Origin of the sequence: Affinundibacterium danionis, assembly GCF_042432465.1 — a bacterium.
Classification (GTDB): Bacteria; Pseudomonadota; Gammaproteobacteria; order Burkholderiales; family Burkholderiaceae_D; genus Undibacterium; species Undibacterium danionis.
Window position 1 is genome coordinate 383185 of the sequence record NZ_JBHLXJ010000009.1, and the last position, 25318, is coordinate 408502.

The window sequence follows — 25318 nt, forward strand, 5'->3', positions numbered from 1 at the left end:
CCCGCAAGCGGGAGAGGGCTAGGGTGAGGGTAGTTCAGCGATGTGCACAGTCTAAGTAACGACGCAAACCTAGCAAAGTGTAAAAGAATCAACGCATCAACTGTTTTCCCGTTTTCATATCAATCAAAATAACCGAGCTAGTCGTATCGGTGTTGTCGGCAGCGGCAGACTTCATCTTTAAATGTAGGACCGAAGTCGCCCCAGTATTTTCTATCTTGCTAAGACATGGATACATAGGTTGCGCAAACTGGTATTCCACAATTTGGCGCCGAATATCGAGATTGATAATTTGAAATTTTCCATGCTGATCCGCACCTGCCACATACGGGCGCTGTGGATCGAGGATGAAACAATCTAAAGCCGTGCTCAGTAAAGTTTTGCGCGGTGCAAACAACTGGGTATCGGCGATGCCTTCTCCCATTTGATAATCATGCACCCAGCCTTGATAGACTGGCTCGGCTTTCGGGTCATAACTGAGTTCCCATAATTCCGCAATATCAGGCAACACCAGAATAAAGCTTTGGCGCCGTTCGTGGTGCAAGATGGTACTGAGTTGAGAAAATTTCCCCTGTTTGTTTTGTAAGCGAAGTACACGTAGAGTTTGTTGTGTGGCGCGATCAAGGATGCGAACTTGGTGTTTTTCTATATCCTCGAATAACTGAAACTGCTTGGTTTCTATGCGCGGTGTTATGTTTTCAAATTGACTGGTTTGCGCCGTCGCTTGCGTCACAAATTGCGCATTGAAAAAAATGCCGAAGTAAGCCGTGAAAAGTAAGCGCAATGTAAATAGTCGTGACATAGTTTTACTGACTTATTTTGCTTGATGTTAAGCGATAGAGGCGCCCAGCTGGGCCGTCAATCATGACCTCATCACCATCCTGTAGTTGTGTTGTAATACCAGGCAAATTGACTATCGTTGGGATGCCTAGTTCGCGTGCCACGATGGCACTATGCGAAAGATAGCCGCCCGTTTCAACGATCATTCCACCCGCTTTTAAAAAGATGGGTAGCCAACTCGGGTCTGTACTGAGCGCAATCGCAATATTACCTCGTTTAAGCTTGGCGATCTGTGCAGGTGATTCGACCAAGCATACTTTGCCACGGTAACTGGCCATGCTGACAGCGATACCTTGCCATTCTTTTGTAGCGTCATTCTGCACCATGTTAGTGCTAGGAAGACAAGGCGACGCATTGGCGGAATCCTTGGCAACCATGCCTTGCGCTGTTTGAAGTACCACATCGCGCATAGGCATCGCATCCCATCGCGCTATCTGTTGTTGGCGATCGGCGATACGATGTTGTATTGCTTTCACAAGATGTTGACTAATATCATTGTTGGACAATAGCTTGTCGATTTCAGCATAGTCCAAATCAAAAACATCTATGCTATCCAGAATGATGTTTGTTTCTTGCAAGCGTCGCCCAGCTTCTAACATTAGGGCACGAGAGCGCTCTAATAGCAGTCCAAAATGGCTGCGTGCAAATTCACGTTGGTTGCATTCCATTTTGGCTTGTTTCTGCATGAATTTGATCATACTAACTTGTCCGAAGTGGCATTGCGCTTTGATGGTTTTCCACGCCCAGGCGATTTGCTCGTGCTGCCGTCTTTGTAAGGCATCTGCATCGACTTCTGCTAAATGGAGTATGGCTAGATGCAGAGTGTCGGGTTGTTCGCGCCAGCTCGGACGGGAAACATAGGATTCGTAATTGCCGCGATGGCCGTAGTGTGCCAAAAACTCAGTATATGCTTGTTGAAAGGCTGGGCTACACCTTTGGATATCGATCTCTGTTAGATTTCCTCGCAGGAAATCGAGTGCGACCTGATCGTTCAGCGCGATTTTTGCGAGGCTGAGTAAGTCGAAGGCTTGTTGTGCGCTGACACTCTTTTCACCTTCACTCATTAATGCGGCGACTAGCGCCTTGGCATCTTGCGGGCAGGCTTTATCTAAAAATTTTTGCAATTGCATGAGCGTGCCGCTGGCACCTTGCATCAGGCAAAGCCCGCGATGCCGCAAGTAGGTATAGCGTGATCGCTGACAAATTTCTTGTAGAAGTGCGGCATTGCTCAGTGTTGATAAATCCTGTTGGCGCCACGCCAAACTCTCTGCCTGAATCGCTTGCGCCTCTTGCATACCGCGCCGTCGATAAGCGGGGAAGCGAGTCAATGCTTTTGCATAATTGCCTGCGACTTTGAGGTAATCTGTCCAAGCTCGTTTTGGAATCAGAATATTGGCTTGATGCCCACCAAAAATGAAATTGACTTCGTCGGGATGAAGATTGAAATGCTGGTAAATTTCCCATTGAATGACAGAGGCATTCAGATAGACATGACCGTCAAATTGCGCAGCACGTTGTATGCCAATCGGAACTTGAACACCAACGATTTGTTGTGCGAGTGTGAGCATTTCGTTGACCGCAACAATCAAGGGATCACGTTCACTGATCTTAATCGCAAAGGGCAAAATTTCCTTGGTATTCCCATTTGTCCACATCGTTGCCTGCTGTTGCAAGTAGGGATAGGTGTATAGCCCGCGCGCACTGATAGGGCGTGCTTGCACCAAATAGAATTGCTGACCGTCGAAGACCCATTCAATATCAAAATAGGGAGCTGAATAGTCCATCGCCTTAGCAGTTTCACAGGCTAATTGAGCGAGGGTGATGGCTTGTGCGTCAGATAAAATCGTGTCAGTTTGACTCGGTTCGTGGGGCTGCGATTGTGTATGCTGTGTGTCAAACATCTGCATCGTGTTGCTATGCGCACAGCGCCGACCAGCAATATGCCAATCCTGATACGACCAATCATGTTGCACGATGATGTCTTCGCCATTGACTTTGCCTGCTACCAGATCATCCGCTAAACCCAATACGCTGCTGATCAATAATCGGTCTTCGCGACCGTCACGCGGATCGCAAGTAAAAATCACACCAGCCGCATGACTCTCGACCATAGGCATAATCACTACCGCCATATTGGCATCGGAATGCGGAAATTGAATCTTATCGCGATAGGCGCAGGCTTGTGGCGTCCACAAGGAAGCGATGACTTCTAAAATGGCGTGCTCTAAAGCGACAAGTCCTAACACATTGAGTTCGCTATGATGAATGCCAGCGAATGAATGTTGTAGCCCATCTTCACCGATCGCAGAAGAGCGTACCGCAAGCATTTGTTGCTGCCAGTTTTGTGCAGCGAGAAATGCTTCTAATGCACTTCGGAATTGGCTGTTAGCGTCATCTTGCGTAGACAACTGGGTAATAGCATGACGAACTGTACGTAAGGCTAATTCTGCCTGCTCTGGCTCATCCTTGAATTGTGTGCAGGCGGCTATCGCCTGGGTCCAGATCGCATCGGGAATCAGTGCACGGCAGTAGGCCGCTGGCATAACAAAGCTGACCGGCACCGGTAAGCCGTAACGTAATAAACGAGCGAGTTGTGATCCTTTACCGCCTAGTTGTGGATATTGTTCTGGCGTGGCTTGACGACAATCGATCAAGCTCGGGTTTATACATTCTTCATTGGTGGTCATGGTCAATATTTTCGATAGCGTGTATTGCCTGTCTGAGATCTCTGCCTATCTGCGAAGTTCATAAGTTCAGCGTTTTTAGCACAGTGCTGTGGCGCATAGTAGGGCGTGTTGAGTACAAAAGTCTATCAGTGAATATGCCTAACAATAAATGGGTGAAAATAAAAAAGCGTACAGATTAATTCTCTGTACGCTTGAATGTGAACTGTGAATATTGGAGTGCAGTGCTGCACTCCAATAAGCGTTCTAGTTATACGGCTTAGTTCAAGGCCAACACGTATTCCACCATCACCTTAATGTCCGCATCGCTGACGGCTTTATTGGGTGACATAGGAATCGGTCCCCAAACACCGCTACCGCCATCTTTCACTTTCTTGGACAACAGGGCGACCGCATCGGCATTGCCTTTATATTTCTTGGCGACGTCTTTGAATGCTGGGCCTATAACTTTTTTATCGACGCCATGACAACTCATGCAGTTGTTTTTCTTAGTCAGATCAGCACCTGATTCCGCCGCTATTGCTGACACCGCAGGCAAAGCGAGCAGTGCGCAACTAGCTAAAATACTTGAGAGAGTGAGTTTCATCGATTTCTCCTTAATACACATCGTGTTGAGTATTGTTGACATTGAATTTACCCGTTGGCGTAATCAATTTTGGATCACGAATGACTTTTTTCAATTTACGAGTTTTGTCGTCAACGATCACAATCGCAGATTCTTTGTCTTTGGCGCTCCAGACGGAGAACCAGACCTCATCACCAGCGACATTGTATTCAGGTTGCACGATACGTTTTGCACCATCGCCTAAGCCAGACCATTCACCGATAGGCAATACTTCAAAGCCTTTACTGAAGTTATTGATGTCATACACGGCAATCGATTGACTGATTTTTGCATCCGGATTTAAAGGCGTATCGATCCACAGATTTTTGGATTTTGGATGGGTTTTGATAAATAAAGAACCACCGCCTTGACCTTTAATCGTATCGACGACTTTCCATGCTTGCGCTTTATGCTTAATTGGATCAGTACCAATCATGGAGATAGTTTCATCACCGAGATGGCTGGTTGCCCATACTGGGCCAAACTTAGGATGCACGAAGTTCGCGCCACGACCTGGATGTGGCGTCTTGCCGACATCAACAATCGCCGCCATCTTGTCTTCTTTGGTATCAACTACCGCGATCTTATTCGAAGCATTGGCAGCGACCAAGAAGTAGCGACCTGTGGAATCAAAACCACCATCATGCAAGAATTTCGCTGCGTCCAAAGTCGTGACTTTGAGATTGTTCAGATCTGAGTAGTTGACCATCATGATCTTGCCAGTTTCTTTGGCATTGATCACGAATTCTGGATGATAGTGTGACGCCACGATAGAAGCGACGCGTGGTTCTGGATGGTATTCATTATCCACCGTCATGCCACGTGTAGAAACAATCTTCAAAGGTTTCAAAGAGTCACCTTCCATCAACACATATTGTGGTGGCCAGTAAGAACCAGCGACCGCAAACTTGTCTTCATAGCCTTTGAACTTGGATGTTTCAACCGAGCGTGCTTCCAAGCCGACTTTGATTTCAGCGACGTTATCTGGTTTCTCCATCCACAAGTCGATCAAGTTCAAACGTGCATCACGACCAATGACGTAGAGATAACGGCCGGACGCAGAGATACGAGAAATATGGACGGCGTAGCCGGTTTTGACGATGTTGATGATTTTCTTGGTGTCGCCGTCGATCAATGCTACTTCACCGGAATCGCGCAAAGTGGTGGAGAAGATATTAGCGATGTTGTAGTTGTTCATCTTCTTGGTTGGACGTTTGGACGGTGGGATGATGTCCTTCCAGGTTGCCAACATTTCTTTCATGCCGAATTCTGGTGGGGTAGGTGGCTCTTGTTGAATATAGCGTGCCATCAAATCCACTTCTTTTTCGCTCAAATCACCTGAGGTTCCCCAGTTTGGCATACCAGCTGGTGAACCATAAGCGATGAAGACTTTGAGGTAGTCTGTACCTTTTTCTAAAGTAATGTCTGGCGTCAGCGCTTTACCTGTCGCGCCTTTACGCAATACACCGTGGCAGCCTGCACAGCGTTGGAAATAAATTTGTTTACCAATCTCAAATTCCGCTTGCGTCATTGGTGGTGCTTTCGGATTGATATTTTGGTGCATGGCTTCGTTGGCTAAAGGGGAGCCGCCTGCTTGATATTTGAGCTCTGCTGCCGCATGAGTTTTTTCATCTTTTTTCTCTTGAGCATAAGCAAAGCCGAAAGTGAGCGGCAAGCATGCAAGTGCGGCAACCAAAGGGCGCAGCATAGGAGTTCTGGTGTTGCTTAAGTTTTTTGACTTCATTTTAGGTCCTCTTTTTTTTGGTGAACTTACGATTACTTAAGATTAAAGCTTGAAACAATGACTCAGTTACGAGGTAACTTATTACAGAGATTGAAGCACTTTTGTGCAGTGCGGATAGCGTCAGACTACGCCCCTGTATTTTGTAAAACATTGATCTTAGTCAAAAAAAAAATTGAATCGAGGAAAGTCTGCGATAGATCAAACGCAAGAGAAAACATCGCCAGAAAAGTATAAGGATTTACGAGATAAAAACAACGCGGACTTTCATGCTTGTGTTAATTGTGCATACAAACGAGGCAACAATTGTGGCAATTCTGCTGCATCTTTAACCACGATATAGCCTTTTGCGCCGAACAGGTGCAGCAGATATTCTTCTGCTTTTTCATCAATCGTCACGCAGAAAGGAATCAGTCCTAACTGACGCGCTGCATGGATGGCAACTCGTGTATCTTCGATGCCATAGCGGCCTTCATATTGGTCGAGATCGTTGGGTTTGCCGTCGGTCAAAATTAAGAGTAGACGACGAGCGTTTTTTTGTTGCTGCAAAATGGCAGAAGCGTGTCGGATCGCCGCGCCCATGCGGGTGTAAAAGCCCGGCTTAATTTCTGCTAGGCGACCACGTATCTGATCACTGTATTTTTCGTCGAATCCTTTGAGTAAGTGAAAGCGCACGTTGTCACGTCGGACTGAAGAAAATCCATACAAAGCGAAACGATCACGGGTGGCGGATAAAGCTTCACATAATAGATATAGGCTGTCGCGTATTACATCAATCACGCGAGCTTGATTATTTACCCAAGTATCGGTGGACATCGATAAATCTGCGAGTAAGAGGCAAGCCATGTCGCGGCTTTGCTGGCGATTGTCTAGATACAGGCCGGGACTTGCGACGGCATGACCGCTGTTGGCACCGCGTCGTTCTGCGCTAAAGCGTACACAAGCATCAATATCGATATCGTCGCCGCTGAGTTGAGCACGCAGACGTTGACGTTCTGGCGTTAAGCTTTGAAACTGTTGGCGCAAGCGCTTGGCGGTTGCACGTAAGTGTTCTGGTAAGGCGATTGCTTTAGCATCGCGTGCTAGCAGCATTTGTATGCGCGCATGCTTCTCTTGAAGTTGTTGTTTTTTGTAGTGCCATTCTGGGTACAGAATGCCGTCGGCTAGCAATAAATCGTCATCGGCTTCGGCAGGCAAATCCAGATCAAAGCGCACCCGACTCGCGGTACTCTTGCCATCGTTGGCAACGCTCATCACATCAAAGTCATTCGCCGCTCTTTGTGCGTCGGGATTATCATCTTCATCTAGCGGGCGATTGACCTTCACATATTCAGCCCAAGAAAATAAACTCTCGGCGCGAAATAGCAGCATGAAGGGGCTAGGGTTGTCGGGCATGTCAGTGCGCTCTGCCATCCGTTTTCGCTGTTCGGTATCAGATTGCACCGCGCTGCCTTGAGCTTGCTCGGGTGTGAGTTTGCTAGCGGGCTTGGTATTATTAATTGCATTCTTGGGGGGCGTATTCAACCACAGTGGAACAGGAACGAAGTTGAATTCTTTACGGCCGACTTTTTTTAATTCAGTATGAACGCTGCCCGGTTGTAACAGCGCTTGACGCAGTAGTAATTCGTTTTCTGCTTCTTGTTTTTTTAACTCACTAGGATCGGGGCGGCGCAGCAAGCTTGCTTCTACCAAACGGTGATAGCGTTCTTGTAAAGAGGGGAAAGCACTCAGCAAAGCCAAGGTCGCGGCTTGATTGCGTTGTAAGTAGGAGGCTTCTGGATCAACATCATGGGCGACTAATGCCAGCAACCATAAGTACAATTCGCGATTGAGTTCGCGTTCTGGGAAGTAATCAATAAAGGCGGGTAGGTGTAGAGTTGTTTCATCTGCCCACGTCAGTTCGGCTTTCTCACCAATCCCCGCGATACGCTCTAGCCAACTACGGCGAGCACCATGTGTCGTGGCGGAACCCGATTGTAGATTCAGCCCAGGATCACCACCGAGTGCGCGGAAAAACGTCGCGGCGATGTTTTTCATCTGCGCTAGCTCAACCCTTGCATCGGGATAGCCTTGATATGCAACGCGGGTGATTAATTTGTCCCACAAGCCGCCTATGTATTCTTCCATTTTGCTACTTTCTCGTTTGAAGCTTCATACCATTTTTAGGTGCGGTGCAAGCCGTGTGGCTCAAGCCAGGTCTTAGTTGTACGGCGGCTTGGCGGCGCGGGTTGCACTCGCCCTACAAATTTAAAACCTTTCAACACAGAGACTCAGAGACATGGAGTAATGGTAAAGAGGAAAAATCAAGGGGCAAGAAGTTTTTTGACTGATGACTAGGTTTCCGCACCTCATACCCTCCTCAAGCTTTTCTCTGTGCCTCCGTGTCTCTGTGTTGAGAGGTTTGGATTTTAATTTGAATCACCCGAGCGGTACTGCCGTTCAATGCGGCTTCTGATTCGGCATAAGCTTGGTTCACCCATTCGAGTAAATTACCTTGCGGATTGTCACTTTGGGTTTGGGTGCAGGCATCGGTACATTGTCCACACTGTACGCAGGCGAACATCATGCGTTTGACGTTGCGCGGATTGAGGCGCATAGGGCAAACGTGATCGCAAGCCGAGTAACAAGTCGAGCAATCCTTAGCTCGTTCACGCTTAAAGCCTATCACCATCGCTTTATCATTACCCATCCACGCCAAGCTTTGAAATAAGCCAAGCGCGCAGGCATAGCGGCAAAATAGATGACGTGCGAACATAAATTCAACGAAGAAGGCAATGCTGCCCGCGATCAGAAAAGTGCTTTGATTGCGGGTCAATGTGCCATGCCAGATATTGCCGTAAATTTCTGCAGGCGGTAGTAAATACGTGAGTAACACCGTGGCCCAAGTAATGGCACAAATGATGGTGAGAGGAATTACGCCTAACCACCAGATCGCGTCGGGTTTGGTTTCGCTACCATCTGGATTGCGTGTGGGCTGGGGTTCTTTTTCCCACAAACTTTGCTTACCTATGGCGCGACGCAAGGTTTGATTGATGGTTTCGACGATAGAAAAATGCGGACATAACCAGCCGCAATAAATCCGTCCCCATTTCCAAGCGACATAAATGACTGCTGCCGCGACCAAAATGAGGGGCAAGATTGCATGGAGAAAAATGGCTTTGGCTGCTTGTCCAGCGGTGTCTTTTCCTGCGACGAAATCGCTCAGACCTAGAGTCCAATCCATGCCGAAGAAGATGAAATGCTTGAGATTAAGATCGAGGCGGAAGATGTCGAAAATCGGAGCAACGACGAACAATAGAAAAAAGCCGAGTTGCGTCAATCGACGCCATTGTTGTACTGGCACGCCCCATAATCCTTGATGTGTTTTCACTTGCATGCTGAAATTCGCCTAGTTCTTTTATCCACGTTTGCTGATAGATTTACCTATCAATGGATAGAAATATAATTTGCCCGATAAGGCCTTGGTCAGTGCAAATACACCGAATAAAATGAAGACCGAGTGCACGCATAAGACGTACAAAATTAAAATGATCCAGGTACTGACTTGATGTAAATCGCCAAACAGTAAGATCCCAGCACTGATCAAAATCAGCATAAAACCAGCGCAGATACTGGCGCGCAATGCTTGTATTAGATGGCATTGCACTAGCGTTGAAGGATTCTGCCGTTGACCTTGATAAAGTAGTAGCAACAATACGAAGGCAATCAATGGCAGCAGCAAAATATTCAATAAGTACAGCGTTGCGGCGGTACTGGCGATTTGAATCTCTTGTGCGGTGGGTTCCAGGATTTTCATCTTTGTCTATTTAGTGCTGCCAAAATGCAGCTTGACTACTTCCATTAAGGCAGTGATGGTGTCGAGATCGTCGCTTAAAGGTTCAACTAGCGCTGCTGCACAGGCCTCGACCACCGGACAACCAGCCGCGATTAAATTTGCTGCATAGACCAATAAACGGGTGGAGGCGGCTTCGTCCAAATCATGTTGTTTGAGTTGGCGGAAACGGCGCGCGATATCGACTAAACGTGTTGCCAGTGATAGATCTATGCCGGCTTCTTTCATCAAAATGCTTTGTTCTAATTCTGCATTGGGATAATCAAATTGGATTGCTAAAAAACGTTGACGGGTCGAAGGTTTGAGATTCTTTAACAAATTTTGATAGCCGGGGTTGTACGATACAACCAGCATAAATTCATCTGGCGCAGTCAGTTCTTCGCCGGTACGTTCGATAGGGAGTATGCGGCGGTCATCCGTCAGCGGATGCAAGACCACCGTAGTGTCTTTGCGCGCTTCGACAATTTCATCCAAATAACAAATACCACCTTGACGTACAGCACGGGTGAGCGGTCCATCCGACCAGATAGTCTCGCCGTCGCCGATTAGATGACGCCCGACTAAATCGGCGGCAGTTAAATCATCATGGCAAGCAACGGTAATTAAGGGACGCGCCAATTTTGCCGCCATGTGCGCGACGAAACGCGTTTTGCCGCAGCCAGTGGGGCCTTTGATTAATAAGGGCAATTGGCGTTGGTAAGCGAGTTCAAATAGTGTGCATTCATTGCCAACAGGCTGATAAAACGGAATCTCGGTTGCTACGGAAGTCGGTGCAAGAAATGCTTGATGACTTAAATCGTTCATGAAAAACCTTCTGAGTACATCGAAATTGGAAATTTAAAACTTCGAACTAAAAACTAAAAACGCCCGACGATGTTCTGTCGGGCGCTGTTCTACTTATTAAGCCTGAGATGAATTCTCGGCTTGGTCTCCACCAACAAAGAAGCTAAAGATATAGAGCGCCAATCCTATCAAGAAGATGACACCGGACGCCAAACGTAACCAGTAGAAAATCATCAGTTGATCTTGGGTCGCCATAAAGCTCAATGGTGAGGTCGCGACACGTTGTAACCAGACTTGTAAGATACCCGCGGCTGTCAGGAACAAAGTAATAAAGACCATCGATACCGTCATCAACCAGAACGACCACATTTCTACTACTTGTGATTTATTGCTATTCGCCTGACGACCGCGCATGAGTGGCATGGTGTAGCTGATCATCGTCATCACCACCATCGCATATGCACCGTAGAACGCCATGTGACCATGTGCTGCGGTGATCTGTGTACCATGTGTATAGTAATTAACCGGTGACAAGGTATGCAAGAAGCCCCATACGCCCGCACCCAAGAACGCCATTACGCCAGTGCCCAAGGCCCACAAGACGGCCGCACGATTTGGATGATCACGACGGCGACGATTGACCATATTGAATGCAAACACGGTCATCATGAAGAATGGAATTGGCTCCATTGCCGAAAACACGCTACCCCACCATTGCCAGTATTCAGGCGTACCGATCCAGAAATAGTGGTGACCAGTACCGATAATGCCGGTGATTAAGGACATCGCAATAATTGAATACAACCATTTTTCAATCACTTCGCGATCAACTCCCGTGACCTTAATCAGGACGAAAGCCAACATCGCGCCGAGGATCAATTCCCATACGCCTTCTACCCAGAGATGGACTACCCACCACCAGTAGAATTTGTCTTTGACCAGATTGCTAGGATTGATGAAGGAGAATAAGAAGAATAATGCTAATCCCCATAAGCCCGCCAACATGACCAAACTAATACTAGTTTTACGTCCACGTAAAACCGTCATCGAAATATTGAATAAGAACACCAGCGCAACGATGACGATACCGACTTTGGTAGGTAAAGGTTGTTCTAAGAATTCTCGTCCCATGGTTTCGAGCAGATCATTGCCAGTCATTTTTGCCAGCGATGCGTAAGGCACCGCCAGATAACCAATGACAGTCAAAGCACCAGCGACTAAAAACACCCAAAACATCAACATCGCGAGTTTGGGACTATGTAGTTCACGTTCTGATTCTTCTGGAATCAGGTAATACGCTGCACCCATAAATCCGAATAACAGCCAGACGATCAGTAAGTTGGTATGCACCATCCTTGCGACGTTAAAAGGAATCAGAGGGAATAAAAAATCGCCTATGATGTACTGCAAGCCCATGATCAGACCAAATAAGATTTGACCAACAAACAGGGCAATTGCCGCGATAAAGTAGGGCTTCGCGACGGCCTGTGATTTGTATTGCATAAAATTCTCCACGAATCGTTGAAAGGTGTCGCGCTCTTAGCCTTCGATATTGGGCGGCCAGTTATTGGTATTGATCTCTGAGCTGTATTTCAGGAACTCGACCAAATCGTTCATTTCTTTTTCATTCAAATTGAACTGTGGCATTTGGCGACGACCTGGAGCACCGGTTGGCTGAGCCGCCATCCAAGCGCGAATAAAATCCGGGCCGCGACGCTTATACACATTGCCCAATTCAGGCGCAAAGTACGCACCTTCGCCTAATAAAGTGTGGCAACCAATACAGTTACGGGTTTCCCAAATTTTCTTACCACGGATGGCAGATTCAGTCAGATTGGCACTGTTATCACGCTTAGGTAGCGTATTCATGGTATCGAAAGTGAGACCAAGAAATAACAGGAAGAAAAATACAGAGCCGCCATAAAAAATATTTCTGGCGGTTGACTTGGTGAACGATGAGCTCATGTCGAGTTAACCCCTAGTGGATGCTAGGACTTACGCAAAACAGACGCTAGCGTCGTTGCCGTCACCTCGTCGTACGATTTGTACTGTCTTCGGTGACGCCCCCCCGACTAAGACATTCGAGGGCAAGCTCTAGCTAGCGCAATTTTGCGTGAGTCCTAAAGTAAATCATAAAAAGCGCAGACCGATGAATGCGATCTGACTACGCTAATTGATGTTGTGGATGTTATTCCCCCACGTCACTGATAGTAAGTGGCTAAGGCTGGGTTTTCCTTGACCGCGGTCAATTTTGGAAAGATGGCAACAGATTGCTTATAGATAATTGAGGGGTTTTCAAGCAAGTTTTGCGGCGCATCAAAATATGTTTGAATTTGTGAAGTGACCTACTTTTTTGAGGGGTATTTCTTGACGCTGAAAAATCGATCAGCGCCAGCGTAATTTTGCCCAAGCGGCTTGCTGGGCTGGGGTGAGAAATGTCCATGCGACGAAACGGCTTTGTTTGCTTCCTTGCTGCATTGTGACGACCTTGTGTTCGACTACTTTGGCTTGTTTAAACTTGGTTTTAATAGCGTCGAGATTGGATGATTTGGATACTAAGCTACTGAACCAAAAACATTGGGTAGAGAATTGACGGCTTTCTTCTATCATTTGCGTGATAAATTGTAGCTCTCCTCCCGGGCACCATAGCTCCGCAGCTTGTCCGCCGAAATTGAGATTTGCGTCCGTTGGTGATGTGGTTTTTCCTAAGTTATGCCATTTCTTCATGGTACCGCTTTGCGCTTCAGTGGCCGAAGTATGAAAGGGTGGATTGCACATAGAAAGATCAAACCATTCGTCTTGTTGCACGATATTGTGAAAAATATGCGCGCTATTTTTCTGCAGACGTAGTTCTATCTTGTTTTGCAAAGCGTGATTTGCCGTGATGATATTTTGTAGATTGGCGAGGGCATCAGGATTAATGTCAGCAGCGACAAAATGCCAGGTGTATTCCTGACTACCGATCAGCGGGTAAATGCCGTTGGCTCCGGTGCCTATATCTAGTACATGTACGCTGTTTTTCTTAGGTGTTTTTCCTTGATTTGCTGCGATTAATAAATCGGCTAAGCCATGAATGTAATCGGCACGTCCTGGTACCGGTGGACATAAATAATCATCGGGAATATCCCATGACTTGATTCCGTATTGAAGTTTGAGCAAAGCGCGGTTTAAGGCTCTGACTGCTTTGGCATCCGCGAAATTGATACTCGCATTGCCGTAAGCATTGGTACTCACAAAATGAGCGAGCGCCGCATCACCAGCATCGCTGTCGGCATCGATTAGCGCTGGGAAATCGTATTGTCCTTGATGTTGGTTGCGCGGATGGAATCCTGCTTGCTTGATTATTTTTTGTGGCTTATGGCTAGGAGCGGACATAGCGATGAATGGCAGAATTTGATGTGGTCGGTAAATGCAGCTGGATTACGTTTGAGATCATAACAAACAAAAACGCCCGCGCGATGCGGGCGTTTTTGTTTGGGTTTGGGAGGTAAGTTCTACATCCCAGAAATTGCCCAAAGCAATATGGAAATCAAATCCAATTAGAAATCTAATTAGGACAGATGACCAGAAATGAGTTTTGTCATTTCAAACATGGAGACTTGTTTCTTGCCACCGAAAACGGCTTTTAATTTGTCATCCGCATTGATATTGCGTTTGTTTGCTTCATCTTGCAGCTTGTGCTTTTTGATGTATTCCCAGATTTTTTTGGTTACTTCAGTACGTGGCATTGGTGCTGCACCGATCACGGCTGCTAATACTGGAGACAAAGTCATAGGTTTCATAAAAGCTGCGTTTGGCTTACGTGGTGCTGCCGCTGGTTTTTTAGCTGCTGCTGGTTTCGCCGCGGCAGGTTTAGCTGCTGCTTTTGCTACTGGTTTTTTTGCTGCTGCAGGTTTCGCTGCTGCTTTTGCGGCAGGCTTAGCTGCTGGTTTTGCTGCTGCTTTTTTTGGTGCTGTTGCCATATTGAGGCTCCTTCACAATTGTCTTGGAAAATGCGCCATTTCACGCAGTGCTTATAGTGGTGCCGATTACAGAGCGATGCAAGTGTTTTTTTTTGCTTTTTGCAAAAAAAGTGTGAGAAATCGTATGTGTCGTGGTTTTCAGAGGGAAAAATGTCGTTTTTCCTGTGCGGACGAGGGATTTGCATGATGTGTGGCGTGGATGGAAAACCTCTCAAGACAGAGGTACAGAGAGACAGAATAAGGGCAGGAGGGGAGATTTTTTTGTGGAGTTGGAGAGGGTGCTGTCGTGGTGTTCACAATTAAAAACCCCTCAACGCCGAGACGCTGAGGCGCAGAGAAACGCAGAGGGGGCTTGTATTTTGCTTCCTCTCTTTTCGATTTTCTCAGCGTCTCTGCGCCTCGGCGTTGAGGGGTTTTTAATTGAACGTGGGTAATTACATTACCTTATGTTGGGCTTCACTTCGTTCAGCGCCAACCTACGATTTTAGATAGCGAGAAGAAGTTGGCTTTGCTTTTAAAAAAACAGAGAAGCGATTTGCCTGCAGAAATTCAATTATAGGGATGCAGCGCTAGGCGCCAAGCACAGCAATACTGGAGTATTGCTAGCATAGCCAACAATGCTAAAGAGTCGGAAGGTAAGAATATAGGTGGCTCTAGAAATTCAATTATGGGGATGCAGTGCAAGGCGCGGCCCGCAGCAATACTCAGGTATTGCGAGGAGGCGCAACGCCGCAATGCGCCCCAGAATTGGATTTATATGACACCTATCGCATCATGCCTTTTAATCCTCGCATCATTTTCATCATGCCACCGCCTTTAAGTTTCTTCATCATGCTTTGCATTTGATCAAATTGCGCCAGCATGCGGTTCACTTCTTGAATCTGAACACCCGCGCCTGCTGCAATGCGACGTTTGCGTGAAGCTTTGATTAGGTCAGGTTTGGCACGTTCTAGTGGCGTCATGGAATTGATAATACCTTCCATACGACGCATTTGTTTTTCCGCGTTGTCCATGTTGGCGCCGCTTGCCGCTTGCTGGAATTGCGCGGGCAATTTATCCATCAGGCTCGACAGGCTACCCATGTTCTTCATTTGCGCTAATTGCATTTTGAAGTCGTTCATGTCGAATTTACCGCCAACTTTGATCTTGTCTGCCAGACCCTTCGCCGCTTCGATGTCCATGCCTTTTTGCGCGGATTCGACTAAGGCGAGGATATCGCCCATGCCGAGAATACGATTCGCCATGCGGGTGGCATCAAAGGCTTCCAGACCATCGAGTTTTTCAGAGACACCGGCAAATTTAATCGGCTTACCTGTCACGTGACGTACAGATAAAGCCGCACCGCCACGTGAATCACCGTCTAGTTTGGTAAGCACTACGCCTGTTAATGGCAATGCATCGTTAAATGCTTTGGCCGTGTTGACAGCATCTTGACCCAACATCGCATCAACGACGAATAGCGTCTCGATCGGTTTGACCGCAGCATGCACGGCGGTGATTTCTTGCATCATGGCTTCGTCAATACCGAGGCGACCTGCGGTATCGATAATTAAGACTTCATGATGATGTTTCTTCGCCCAATCGAGTGCGGCTAAAGCGATATCGACGGGTTTGTCATTAATGGTGGTAGGGAAAAAATCCGCGCCCGCTTGTGCGGTGACGGTTTCTAACTGACCAATCGCCGCTGGACGATACACGTCAGCGGAGACCGTTAAAACTTTTTTCTTTTTCTTTTCGCGTAGATATAAAGCGAGCTTACCGACGGTCGTGGTTTTACCTGCACCTTGCAGGCCAGCCATCAAAATGATCGCTGGTGGTTGTGTGGCGAAGTTGAGTTCGGATGCATTTTCACCCAAGTCCGCACCGATCACCGACGCCAATTCTTTCTGCACCACGCCAACTAGCGCCTGGCCTGGTGTTAAAGAACCGATTACGTCTTCGCCTAGCGCTTTGTCTTTGACGCGGGCGATGAGTTCACGCACCGCAGGCAGGGCAACGTCGGCTTCTAATAAAGCCATACGCACTTCGCGTAGCATGTCGGCGGTATTCGATTCAGTTAAACGCGCTTCACCGCGCATGGTCTTGACGACTTTGGCGAGACGTTGGGTCAGATTGTCGAGCATAGTAAACCTTTTAATGGGTAGCACAGGTGATGCAGATTTGCAGCACCAAGTAAATTTTGCGCAATTGGTTTTTTATAGTTGAGCCAATTTTGATAAGCCCGTATTTTACTCGAAATGAGGGTAATTCCTTAGACGTATACTAGGTTTCAACCCGTGAAAGTCTGAATTCTTGATGTTTGTGTAACTAAAAAAGCCACGTTGAATTGCTTCAACGTGGCTTCTAATTTTTTAAATTTCTTGATTTAGAACTGAGCAGCTTACTCCGCGCCCATTTCTTTCAACAAGTTCTCCGCTTTATCGACGTGCTTCATTTGCCACAACATGTAGCGCAAATCGACTTGGATAGAGCGGCTGGATGCTTTGTTGTAATCCCAATCAGCGATGATGGAATCTAACGTACCGTCAAATGCCAAGCCTATGAATTCGCCTTTGGCATTCAAAGCAGCGGAGCCAGAATTGCCGCCAGTGATATCCAAAGTCGCTAAGTAATTCACAGGGACTGTTTTTAACACAGGGTCAACATACTTACCAAAGTCTTTGGCTTTAATCGCAGCCAATTGGTTCGCTGGCGCGTTGAATTCACCTGTGCCAGTCGCTTTTGCTGCAACGCCTTTGACTGTGGTGAACGCAGTCCAAGTCGTACCGTCAGCGCCGAAAGGACGACTGGCGACTTTACCGAAGGTTACGCGCAAAGTGCTATTGGCATCAGGATAAACCGCTTGGCCTTTGCTCTTCATGTAGGCGATTTTCGCTTTCATGTAGCTGGCATAGGCTTTTTGCATATCGCCTGCAGACTCTAGATCCGCGACTTCGCGTTTCATGCCTTCGTCGAACATAGCGACCGCCGCTTTGATAAAGCTGTCGTTGCTGGCTTTGAAGTCGTCCACGGATTTGTCTAACCATGAAGCGCGGAAGGCTTTATCGCCAAATTGGCTGCCTGCATACATTTGATCCAACAATGCTTTCAATTGGTCTTTGCTCATGCCATCTTTGATGCCCATAGCATTATCGAAATTCGCATTGCGTTCAGCTGCTGGTGCTGCGGCGTATTTCACTAAGCTATTTAATACCAAAGCTTTATCGACTTTTTCATCATAGCTACGTTCAACGCCATCAACGCTGGCTTTGAAGCGCGGTAGGTCACGATTTTGGAAACCAGCACGACGTTCTGCGTCTGGTTTTGCTTTCTCGTGCGCTAGGCGATATAGGGTGCGAGCCGTGCCCAAGAAACGTGGGGAAGAGGATGCTAAGAAGGATTCTTTCTTGGCTGTTGCATCGCGTTTTGCGTAGATGGCTTCTATTTTTTCGATATCCGCAGCGTATTCTGCTTTGGTCTTAGGATTGGAATTGACCCACGCTTTTAAGTCTGCGTGTTCTTTGGATTTACGTTCCAAAATGTCGCTGCCTGCATAGCTATCCAACATACCTTGGCGGTTTTTGTAATAGTTATTGATGTTGGCAACCATGCCTGCGTATTTGAGGTTTGCGTCTTTATTATCCTTGGTTTCATTCGCGATGATCGCCAATGTTTCCGCAGAATTTTTGACAAAATTTGGATATTCGAAATCGAATGTATACGCGATTTCAGAAGGCAGGCGGTGACGGTTAGTACGCCCTGGATAGCCCAGAACCATGACGAAATCGCCTTCTTTTAAACCATCTTTGGCTAATTTCAATACATGTTTTGGTGTGTAAGGTACATTGTCCTTGCTGTATTCAGCAGGTTTGCCGTCTTTGCTGACATACGCACGATAGAAACCGTAATCGCCAGTGTGACGTGGCCACATCCAGTTATCTGTGTCGCCACCGAATTTGCCTACACCTTCCGCTGGAGCATGCACTAAACGTACGTCTTTGATTTCCATTTGTTTGATCAAATAGAACTCTAAACCACCGTAGTAAGATGCTACATTGCAGCGATAACCTACTTCTTTTTCACAAGCGGCGATCATGGTTTTTTGATTTTTTTCGATCGCATCGACGCGCGCTTTACCTGTTAATTTAGCCGCATTGCTATCAATGATTTTGTCGCTAACATTGGTCACTTCAGTAGTGACGAAGATGCGAGAACCTGGACCAGCAGGTAATTCTTCTGCCAAGGTTTTAGCCAAAAAACCATCGGCTAACAGGTTTTTTTGCGGCGTAGAGTTACGCGCCACGCTATCATAAACGCAGTGATGGTTGGTCGCCACCAAGCCTTGTGTGGAAACGAAAGAAGCGGAACAACCGCCCAGACTAACGATGGCACCCATAGGGAACTCTGTCAATTTAGTCAGTGAATTTGGGTCTAATTTAAGACCCGCTGCTTTGAGTTGTTTAGCTACTTGTGGTAACTGTTGTGGCATCCACATACCTTCATCGGCCTGCGCATAGCTGGCGACGAGTGTGAGTGCGGCTAAAGCAAAGAGTGATTTTTTCATTGTAATTCCTGCGAAAAGATAATCTGATTGACCCATTGATGTTTTCTGTCTATGAATGTCAGGAAGTTGCAAATGTCGAGTCCTTCCCTCAGCATTTTTGACATCACATAAACATAGACTAATTTTGAGTGCCTCGCAGTATCCAGAAGCAAATACTCTTAGTCAAGCGATTATGTTGGTGAATAGCGTTAATTGTGTTGCGAAGAGGTGCTTGTTATCATTGTGATCATTAATCTTCGGTTGTGTTCGGTTGTGGGTTTTGTTTGACCACGTATTTAATGTCGATGCATTGGCGCCCCGAAGGAGTAACTCGACTCTACTTTGAGCTAACGCAGTTTCCTTACAAAAGCAAAAAAAGAAATACAGACTTGGTGTAAACTTGGTGTATGTTAACTAATTTCTCTTTAGCGGCAGCACTGCTGTATGTGATCTGCCCATTTATTCCAGCTAGCCGTCACTTATTGGGTTTAAGTGTGACCGCAGTCGCTTGGTGTTTACATGGCTTGGCCTTGGGTTTGAGTGTGTACGAGCCGCATGCCTTGCGCATAGGTTTTGCGGTGATGTGGTCGTCCGCGATTTGGATTTCGGTCTTGGTGTATTTAGTAGAGAACCGCAATTTCTCGTTGGAAGGCTTGCGCTTACTGGTGCTGCCGCAAGCGGCTTTGACTGCGGTGATGCCGCTTTTTTTTCCAGGAAGCTTGATTGATTTGGCGAATAAGCCCGCTATGTTTCCCTGGCATATTGGGATCGCCTTACTGGCCTATGGAACTTTGACGATAGCGGCATTTCATGCTCTGGTGATGTATGTGCAAGATATGCATTTGCATCGTATGCGCGGTCAACAAACGCAAACTTGGTTGGAGAAGGCACTCGATAAACTGCCGGCTTTGTTGAAGATGGAACATATTCTATTTTTGCTGGTGTCGTTGGGCTTTGTGTTCCTTAGCTTGACAGTGTTATCTGGCGTTATTTTTTCTGAACAATTTCTTGGTGTAGCGTTTAAATGGGATCACAAAACGGTCTTGTCTCTTTTGTCTTGGTTATTGTTTGCGATCTTGTTGGCTGGGCGGCAGTGGCGTGGCTGGCGTGGTAAGTCGGTGTTAAGAATGACCTTGTTCGGTTTTTTAAGTTTGTTACTGGCTTATGTCGGTAGCCGTTTTGTATTGGAAGTTTTGTTGCACCGGAGTGCGCTATGAGACTGTTGATGTGGCTGGTATTGGCTGTCCTAGTGTATTTCGCCCTGAGAAAAAATTTCCGCACGCGCCAGAATAAAACACCTTCAGAATCCGCCGCCTCGAATGAATGGGCGGATGCGACTTCCACTTATAGCGCTAACCGTAAAGAAAGTGAAGCGATGCTCAGTTGTGCTCATTGCCAGGTTTACTTTCCTGCATCCGAAGTGGTTGTGCGTAATCAGCAAAATTTCTGTTGTAGTGAACATGCAGAGCAGGCTGATCGAGCTAAAAATGCTACCCACAAGCCGACTAAATAAATGATCATGTCTCCGCATCAGGCGAGCGTAAACACGACATTATGGCGCTCCCTGCAAACGCTCAATGCCTCACGGGTCCTGATGGCATTGGTTCTGCTGATTTTATTAAACTTCAAATCTTTGCAGGACAGTTGGCTTTTAAATTCCACTTCCTTGCGTATTTTGGGCGTCAGCTATCTTTGCATCGCGTTGATGTTTGTGGTGTTGAAAATACGCTGGCCCCTGCATTTCTTCTTTCATCTGGTCGCACAGATTACCATCGATCTGGTCGTCATCTCCATGCTGTATGTGGGCGCTGGCGGAAGTAAAAGTGGTTTGATCATTCTGTATTTATTCCCTTTGGCTGCCGCTGGTATTTTGGCACCCATGCTGCTGGCCTTGTTTTTTGTGTCGGCGGTGTCTTTGTTTATATTACTGGTGAATGCTTATCAGGTCTTACAAAACGAAGATAGTCAGCTGATTTCCCAAGCAGGTTTGTACGGTGCTGCTTATTTTGCCGTGGTGTATGTGTTGAATCGTTTGGCAAAAAATTTGATAGGGCAAGAAGAGTTGGCGATGCAACGCGGTTTTGAGTTGGCTTTGCAGCAGGCGATTAATCGTACCGTGATTGCGGACATGGATGATGGAGTTTTGGTTATAGATCAAGATGGTTATTTATTTGAGACTAATCCTGCAGCGGATCGCATGTTAGGTGTCAATCCTATGCGTTCTGGTAGTAGCGAACGAGTTCAGCTAAATCAGATTCCCAGCCTGGAACCGATCGCTACGGCTTTACAACGCTGGAATGATGGACATCGACCTGATACCACGACGTGGCTGAGAAATGAAAGTGCATCTTTTGTTGTGTTACGTCATTTTGTCGATGATAAGCATCGTTCGTCTGACTACGCTTCATACTCGGCGGCCGAGGAGCCGCACGAGGCAGTAACTCATCTGAAATTGCGTTTTATTAGGATTGAAGAATATGATTTTGAGCATTTGGGGGGAGCGGTTGCGCCGTGTACGATTATTTTTATTCAAAACGTGTCGGATATAGAAAACCAAGCTCAGCAATTGAAGTTGGCGTCTATGGGGCGTCTGACGGCCAGTATCGCGCACGAAGTTCGCAATCCATTATCGTCGATCTCGTACGCAGCCTCTTTATTGAGTGAAGACGTACATAATGAAGTGCAGTCTAAGCGACTCTTAAAAATTGTCGATGACAATGTGATGCGCTTAAATCAGTTGATTGAAGATATTTTAAAGTTGTCACGTAAAGCGCAAATGAATTTGCAGCCTATCTTGTTGATGGATGCTTTGCGCGATATTGTTCAAGAGTTTGTCGAGACGCGAGGCATCTCAGAAAATATGATTCATGTTAGTGACTTTGGGCGTTTTCACGTGGTGTTTGATCCCGGTCATTTGCACGAAGTGGTCACCAATCTATTATCAAATGCCTTGCGTTATGCAAGTGGAAAGCCAGGGTGTATACGTTTGACGATCAAGATATCGTCGGGCAATCGGCGCGAGTTACACATACAAGATGACGGTCCTGGAATTTCATCCTCGGTCCGCGCGCATTTATTTGAGCCGTTTTATACAACCTCGAGTAAAGGTACCGGTCTAGGACTCTACATGGCGCGTGAATTATGTTTGAATAATCATGCTTTATTAGACTATGAATATAGAAATGACGAGACGGTAAGCATAGGTATGGAACCTGGCGGTCGTTTCGTCATTAATTTCTCTTCAAGCGAAAAATCATGAATAAGAAAGTATTAGTGTAGTCATGGACAATTCCGAGAATACCGGTTCGGCGAGAATTCTCGTCATCGATGACGAAGCGCATTTGCGTGAATTATTAGAGATTACCCTGATAAAAATGGGTTTGGAAGTAGATAGCGCCGAGTCGCTGGAAGTCGCTCGTCGCTATTTAAGTAAACATAGTTATTCTCTGATTTTGACGGATATGCGTTTGCCCGATGGTTCGGGCTTGGAGATGGTTGAAGAAGTTAATGTTCGTTATAAGAACACGCCAATTGCGGTTATTACTGCCTTTGGTAGCACCGATAATGCAGTGGTAGCTCTAAAAGCGGGTGCCTTTGATTATGTGTCTAAACCAGTCGCACTTGATCAATTACGCAAACTAGTGCGCTCCGCTTTGCAGATACAAAATGTGAAACCGGTAGAAGAGATCGCAGTTGTTACGACCAAAGTAACCAGTCCTTCTTTTTTAATTGGACAATCTGAGCAAATCCAACAAGTCCGTTCGCAAATTAGTCGCCTCGCGCGCAGCATGGCGCCCGTGATTATTACCGGTGAATCGGGAAGCGGTAAGGAGTTGGCTGCCCGCGAAATTCATAGAAACAGCCCGCGCGCGGGGAAAGCCTTTGTTGCGGTTAACTGTGGTGCGATTCCAGAGATGCTGATGGAGGCCGAGTTTTTTGGTTATCGTAAAGGGGCATTTACCGGCGCAAATGATGATAGAGATGGATTCTTTCAAGCGGCCAATGGCGGCACTTTGATGTTAGACGAAGTGGCGGATTTGCCTCTGGCGATGCAGGTAAAACTGCTACGTGCGATACAAGAGCGTCGTGTGCGCAAAGTCGGTGCCACGACAGAAGAGCCTGTGGATGTGCGTATTTTGAGTGCCACCCATCAAAATTTGGAAAGCTGCGTCAGTGCGGGTAAATTCCGTCAGGATTTATATTATCGTTTAAACGTGATTGAGTTGGTCTTGCCGCCTTTGCGTCAGCGTTTAAGTGATGTACCTGAATTGGCGAGCAGTATTTTATTAAGATTGGCGAGTCCCGGTTATCAAATCGTATTGAATCCGCAAGCCTTGGCGGCTTTGCAGCAATATGATTTTCCGGGGAATGTGCGGGAACTAGAAAATATTCTAGAACGAGCTGCGGCCTTTGCTAATGATGGTTGTATTGATGTGATTGATTTGGGTTTGCGATCTACGACACGTCATGAAGCTCCTTTGTTGGCTAGCGTTGTAAGTGAGACTCAAAAGTTACACCATAGTTCGTCTATTCAGGTGCAAGCAGAGTCACGTGATGCGAATGCGAGTGCGGCTAGTTTTACTGCTGATAGTCCAAGCGCTGATTCTGCAACCCATGTCACCGACCTCAGTGGACAAGCGAATAGAGACGATGGGGGGGGGAGCCAAGCCACTCATAAGGATGCTCTGCTCGATTCGAATACTGATTTGAAATCGCCAGCCTCCGTATTTCTGGTGCCATCATTGCCATGTAGCTTGCCGGACTATTTGGAAAGAATTGAACGTGAAGTGATACGCAGCGCTTTGAAGCAGACCAGAAATAACCGAACCCAAGCGGCCGAGTTATTGGGCGTCAGCTTTCGGCAACTGCGGTATTCTATTCAGAAATTGAAGATTAGCGATGTTGACACGCATTAATCATTCTTCGTTGTCAGAAACACAGACTGAAAGAGAGTCTCTTGAGGCTAGTAAAGTCGTTACTAAAGCGGCGATTCAAGAGCTTAGTCAAGAGCTTAGTCAAGAGATCCATCAAGAGCAAACTAGTAATTATGTACTAGACGCTCAAGGTTGGTGTCCACAAGTACAGCAATTACCTTCTCCGAATTTTGGCCCGCGTCCTGTCGGCATGTCCGTCTCTTTGTTGGTGATTCATAATATTAGTTTGCCAGTAGGGCAATACGCACACAACTACATTGCTGATTTATTTCTTAATAGATTAGATTGTTCTGCGGACGAAAGCTTTGCCGATCTTAAGGGCTTGCAAGTATCCAGTCATTTTCTGATACGGCGTACTGGCCAGATTCAGCAATTTGTTTCCGTATTTGAGCGAGCTTGGCATGCTGGCGTCTCGCACTTTCAGGGGCGCGATGGCTGCAATGATTTTTCTATCGGCATAGAATTGGAGGGCAGTGATAACGGCCCTTTTGAAGATGCACAATATACGAGTTTGGTAACACTTAGCCAGACATTATTGCGGCATTTTCCTATCGCCCACATCGCTGGACATGAAGAAATTGCGCCGGGACGTAAGACCGATCCCGGTCCTTATTTTGATTGGCTGCGTTATCAAAAAGCTTTAGGGCCGTGGCATTGGGAAGCGCCTACTTTGTTCTAATTCTCTCATAGGTTTACTTCAACCAAATAACGTGGCAAATGAAGCTAAGTTTGCGCGCATTGTATCGTTGACTAAGATAGCCTCGCAAAATCTGCGATCCCAGAGACTTCTCTAAATCTAGTGCATCTAGCCCTCACTGCAGTTGCAACGCATTGAATTGCTGCTCATTTTTTGTTCAGCGGTTTGCCGTCATTTATTTTGATAAATAAATAGATACACTTAAAAATTTCTATTGAGGCTAGATGTGCACAAGAATTCAGCAATCAATGTTAGTGGTTACTCACGTGGTAATCCGCATTGTTTTGTCGGCTGTGTAATGTCAAATAGAACTGTATAAATTCAAGCAAATAAAACTAGCTCAAGCATAAAAAAGCGGTTGCGTACTTGTTGTAGGGACACTAGAATTAGTGCAAATAAAAATAAACGCACTAGATATAGTGTTTTTTAGAAAGTTCCTAAAAATTATTTTTTTAGCGTTTTATCGCTTGATACTACCGTTTCATCGTTGTGTTTATTTAGCTTAGATGTGACAGCAAATGAAACAGGAGGCAATGAGCGATGTGATCCTATTCTTAGGAGCACGAGAAAACATCTCTTCAGCAGTAAATGGAAGAGATGTATTTTTTGTTCATTGAGTTTTGTTTGTTTTTACTCGTAGCTTTGTTTAGCTTTGTTTAGTTTAGCTTTAAGTTTTGCATCATCAAAGACCCGCAATACCGCATTACATGATCAGTAGCAAA

At 46.4% G+C, this 25318-nt stretch carries 19 protein-coding genes; 5 read left to right on the forward strand and 14 right to left on the reverse strand.

Going from position 1 to position 25318, the window contains the following annotated elements:
* Positions 1-88 precede the first annotated feature (88 nt).
* The 14 genes from ACFFJH_RS09910 to ACFFJH_RS09975 form a co-directional block, all read right to left on the reverse strand.
* On the reverse strand, positions 89-799 hold the full coding sequence (locus tag ACFFJH_RS09910) for a hypothetical protein (RefSeq protein ID WP_390212054.1): 711 nt from the start codon (positions 797-799) through the stop codon (positions 89-91).
* A 4-nt stretch (positions 800-803) separates the two neighbouring features.
* Positions 804-3524, reverse strand: a complete 2721-nt coding sequence (locus tag ACFFJH_RS09915) for a PEP/pyruvate-binding domain-containing protein (RefSeq protein WP_390212056.1) — start codon at positions 3522-3524, stop codon at positions 804-806.
* A 256-nt stretch (positions 3525-3780) separates the two neighbouring features.
* Positions 3781-4107, reverse strand: a complete 327-nt coding sequence (locus tag ACFFJH_RS09920) for a c-type cytochrome (protein ID WP_390212058.1) — start codon at positions 4105-4107, stop codon at positions 3781-3783.
* Positions 4108-4117: 10 nt separating this feature from the next.
* Entirely contained in the window at positions 4118-5869 is a 1752-nt protein-coding gene (locus tag ACFFJH_RS09925; RefSeq protein WP_390212060.1) for a cytochrome D1 domain-containing protein, read from the reverse strand.
* Positions 5870-6133: 264 nt separating this feature from the next.
* A complete protein-coding gene (locus ACFFJH_RS09930) occupies positions 6134-7993 on the reverse strand; it encodes a nitric oxide reductase activation protein NorD (RefSeq protein WP_390212062.1) in 1860 nt (619 codons plus the stop codon).
* Positions 7994-8225: 232 nt separating this feature from the next.
* Positions 8226-9242 carry a 4Fe-4S binding protein gene (locus ACFFJH_RS09935; RefSeq protein WP_390212064.1) on the reverse strand — a complete coding sequence of 339 codons (1017 nt, stop codon included), beginning with the start codon at positions 9240-9242 and terminating at the stop codon, positions 8226-8228.
* Between the two features lie 21 nt (positions 9243-9263).
* Complete coding sequence (locus tag ACFFJH_RS09940; protein ID WP_390212066.1) at positions 9264-9662, reverse strand: magnetosome magnetite crystal formation protein family; 399 nt, start codon at positions 9660-9662, stop codon at positions 9264-9266.
* Positions 9663-9668: 6 nt separating this feature from the next.
* Positions 9669-10502, reverse strand: a complete 834-nt coding sequence (locus ACFFJH_RS09945; protein ID WP_390212068.1) for a CbbQ/NirQ/NorQ/GpvN family protein — start codon at positions 10500-10502, stop codon at positions 9669-9671.
* A 96-nt stretch (positions 10503-10598) separates the two neighbouring features.
* Positions 10599-11984: a cbb3-type cytochrome c oxidase subunit I gene (locus tag ACFFJH_RS09950; protein ID WP_390212070.1), complete on the reverse strand. Its 1386-nt coding sequence runs from the start codon at positions 11982-11984 to the stop codon at positions 10599-10601.
* A gap of 36 nt (positions 11985-12020) precedes the next feature.
* Complete coding sequence (locus ACFFJH_RS09955) at positions 12021-12446, reverse strand: c-type cytochrome (RefSeq protein ID WP_390212073.1); 426 nt, start codon at positions 12444-12446, stop codon at positions 12021-12023.
* Positions 12447-12866: 420 nt separating this feature from the next.
* Entirely contained in the window at positions 12867-13856 is a 990-nt protein-coding gene (rlmF, locus tag ACFFJH_RS09960) for a 23S rRNA (adenine(1618)-N(6))-methyltransferase RlmF (RefSeq protein WP_390212075.1), read from the reverse strand.
* 176 nt (positions 13857-14032) lie between these two features.
* Positions 14033-14443, reverse strand: coding sequence for an SWIB/MDM2 domain-containing protein (locus tag ACFFJH_RS09965; RefSeq protein WP_390212077.1), 411 nt, complete (start codon positions 14441-14443; stop codon positions 14033-14035).
* Between the two features lie 764 nt (positions 14444-15207).
* The gene (ffh, locus tag ACFFJH_RS09970; protein WP_390212080.1) at positions 15208-16566 is read right to left on the reverse strand and encodes a signal recognition particle protein; all 1359 of its coding nucleotides are present in this window, start codon (positions 16564-16566) and stop codon (positions 15208-15210) included.
* Positions 16567-16823: 257 nt separating this feature from the next.
* Positions 16824-18986, reverse strand: a complete 2163-nt coding sequence (locus tag ACFFJH_RS09975; protein ID WP_390212083.1) for a S46 family peptidase — start codon at positions 18984-18986, stop codon at positions 16824-16826.
* Positions 18987-19372: 386 nt separating this feature from the next.
* On the opposite strand from ACFFJH_RS09975, the gene ACFFJH_RS09980 reads away from it, so the two are divergent.
* Genes ACFFJH_RS09980 through ampD form a run of 5 tightly spaced genes read left to right on the forward strand, consistent with a single transcriptional unit; the run spans position 19373 to position 24578 of the window.
* Positions 19373-20182 (forward strand): cytochrome C assembly family protein, encoded by an 810-nt coding sequence (locus ACFFJH_RS09980; protein WP_390212086.1) that lies wholly within the window; start codon positions 19373-19375, stop codon positions 20180-20182.
* Positions 20179-20478 carry a PP0621 family protein gene (locus ACFFJH_RS09985; protein WP_390212088.1) on the forward strand — a complete coding sequence of 100 codons (300 nt, stop codon included), beginning with the start codon at positions 20179-20181 and terminating at the stop codon, positions 20476-20478. Before ACFFJH_RS09980 ends, ACFFJH_RS09985 begins: the two co-directional genes overlap by 4 nt.
* Positions 20479-20484: 6 nt before the next feature.
* A complete protein-coding gene (locus ACFFJH_RS09990) occupies positions 20485-22224 on the forward strand; it encodes a sensor histidine kinase (RefSeq protein ID WP_390212090.1) in 1740 nt (579 codons plus the stop codon).
* 22 nt (positions 22225-22246) lie between these two features.
* A complete protein-coding gene (locus ACFFJH_RS09995; RefSeq protein WP_390212092.1) occupies positions 22247-23881 on the forward strand; it encodes a sigma-54-dependent transcriptional regulator in 1635 nt (544 codons plus the stop codon).
* Positions 23865-24578, forward strand: a complete 714-nt coding sequence (ampD, locus tag ACFFJH_RS10000; protein ID WP_390212094.1) for a 1,6-anhydro-N-acetylmuramyl-L-alanine amidase AmpD — start codon at positions 23865-23867, stop codon at positions 24576-24578. Before ACFFJH_RS09995 ends, ampD begins: the two co-directional genes overlap by 17 nt.
* Positions 24579-25318 lie beyond the last annotated feature (740 nt).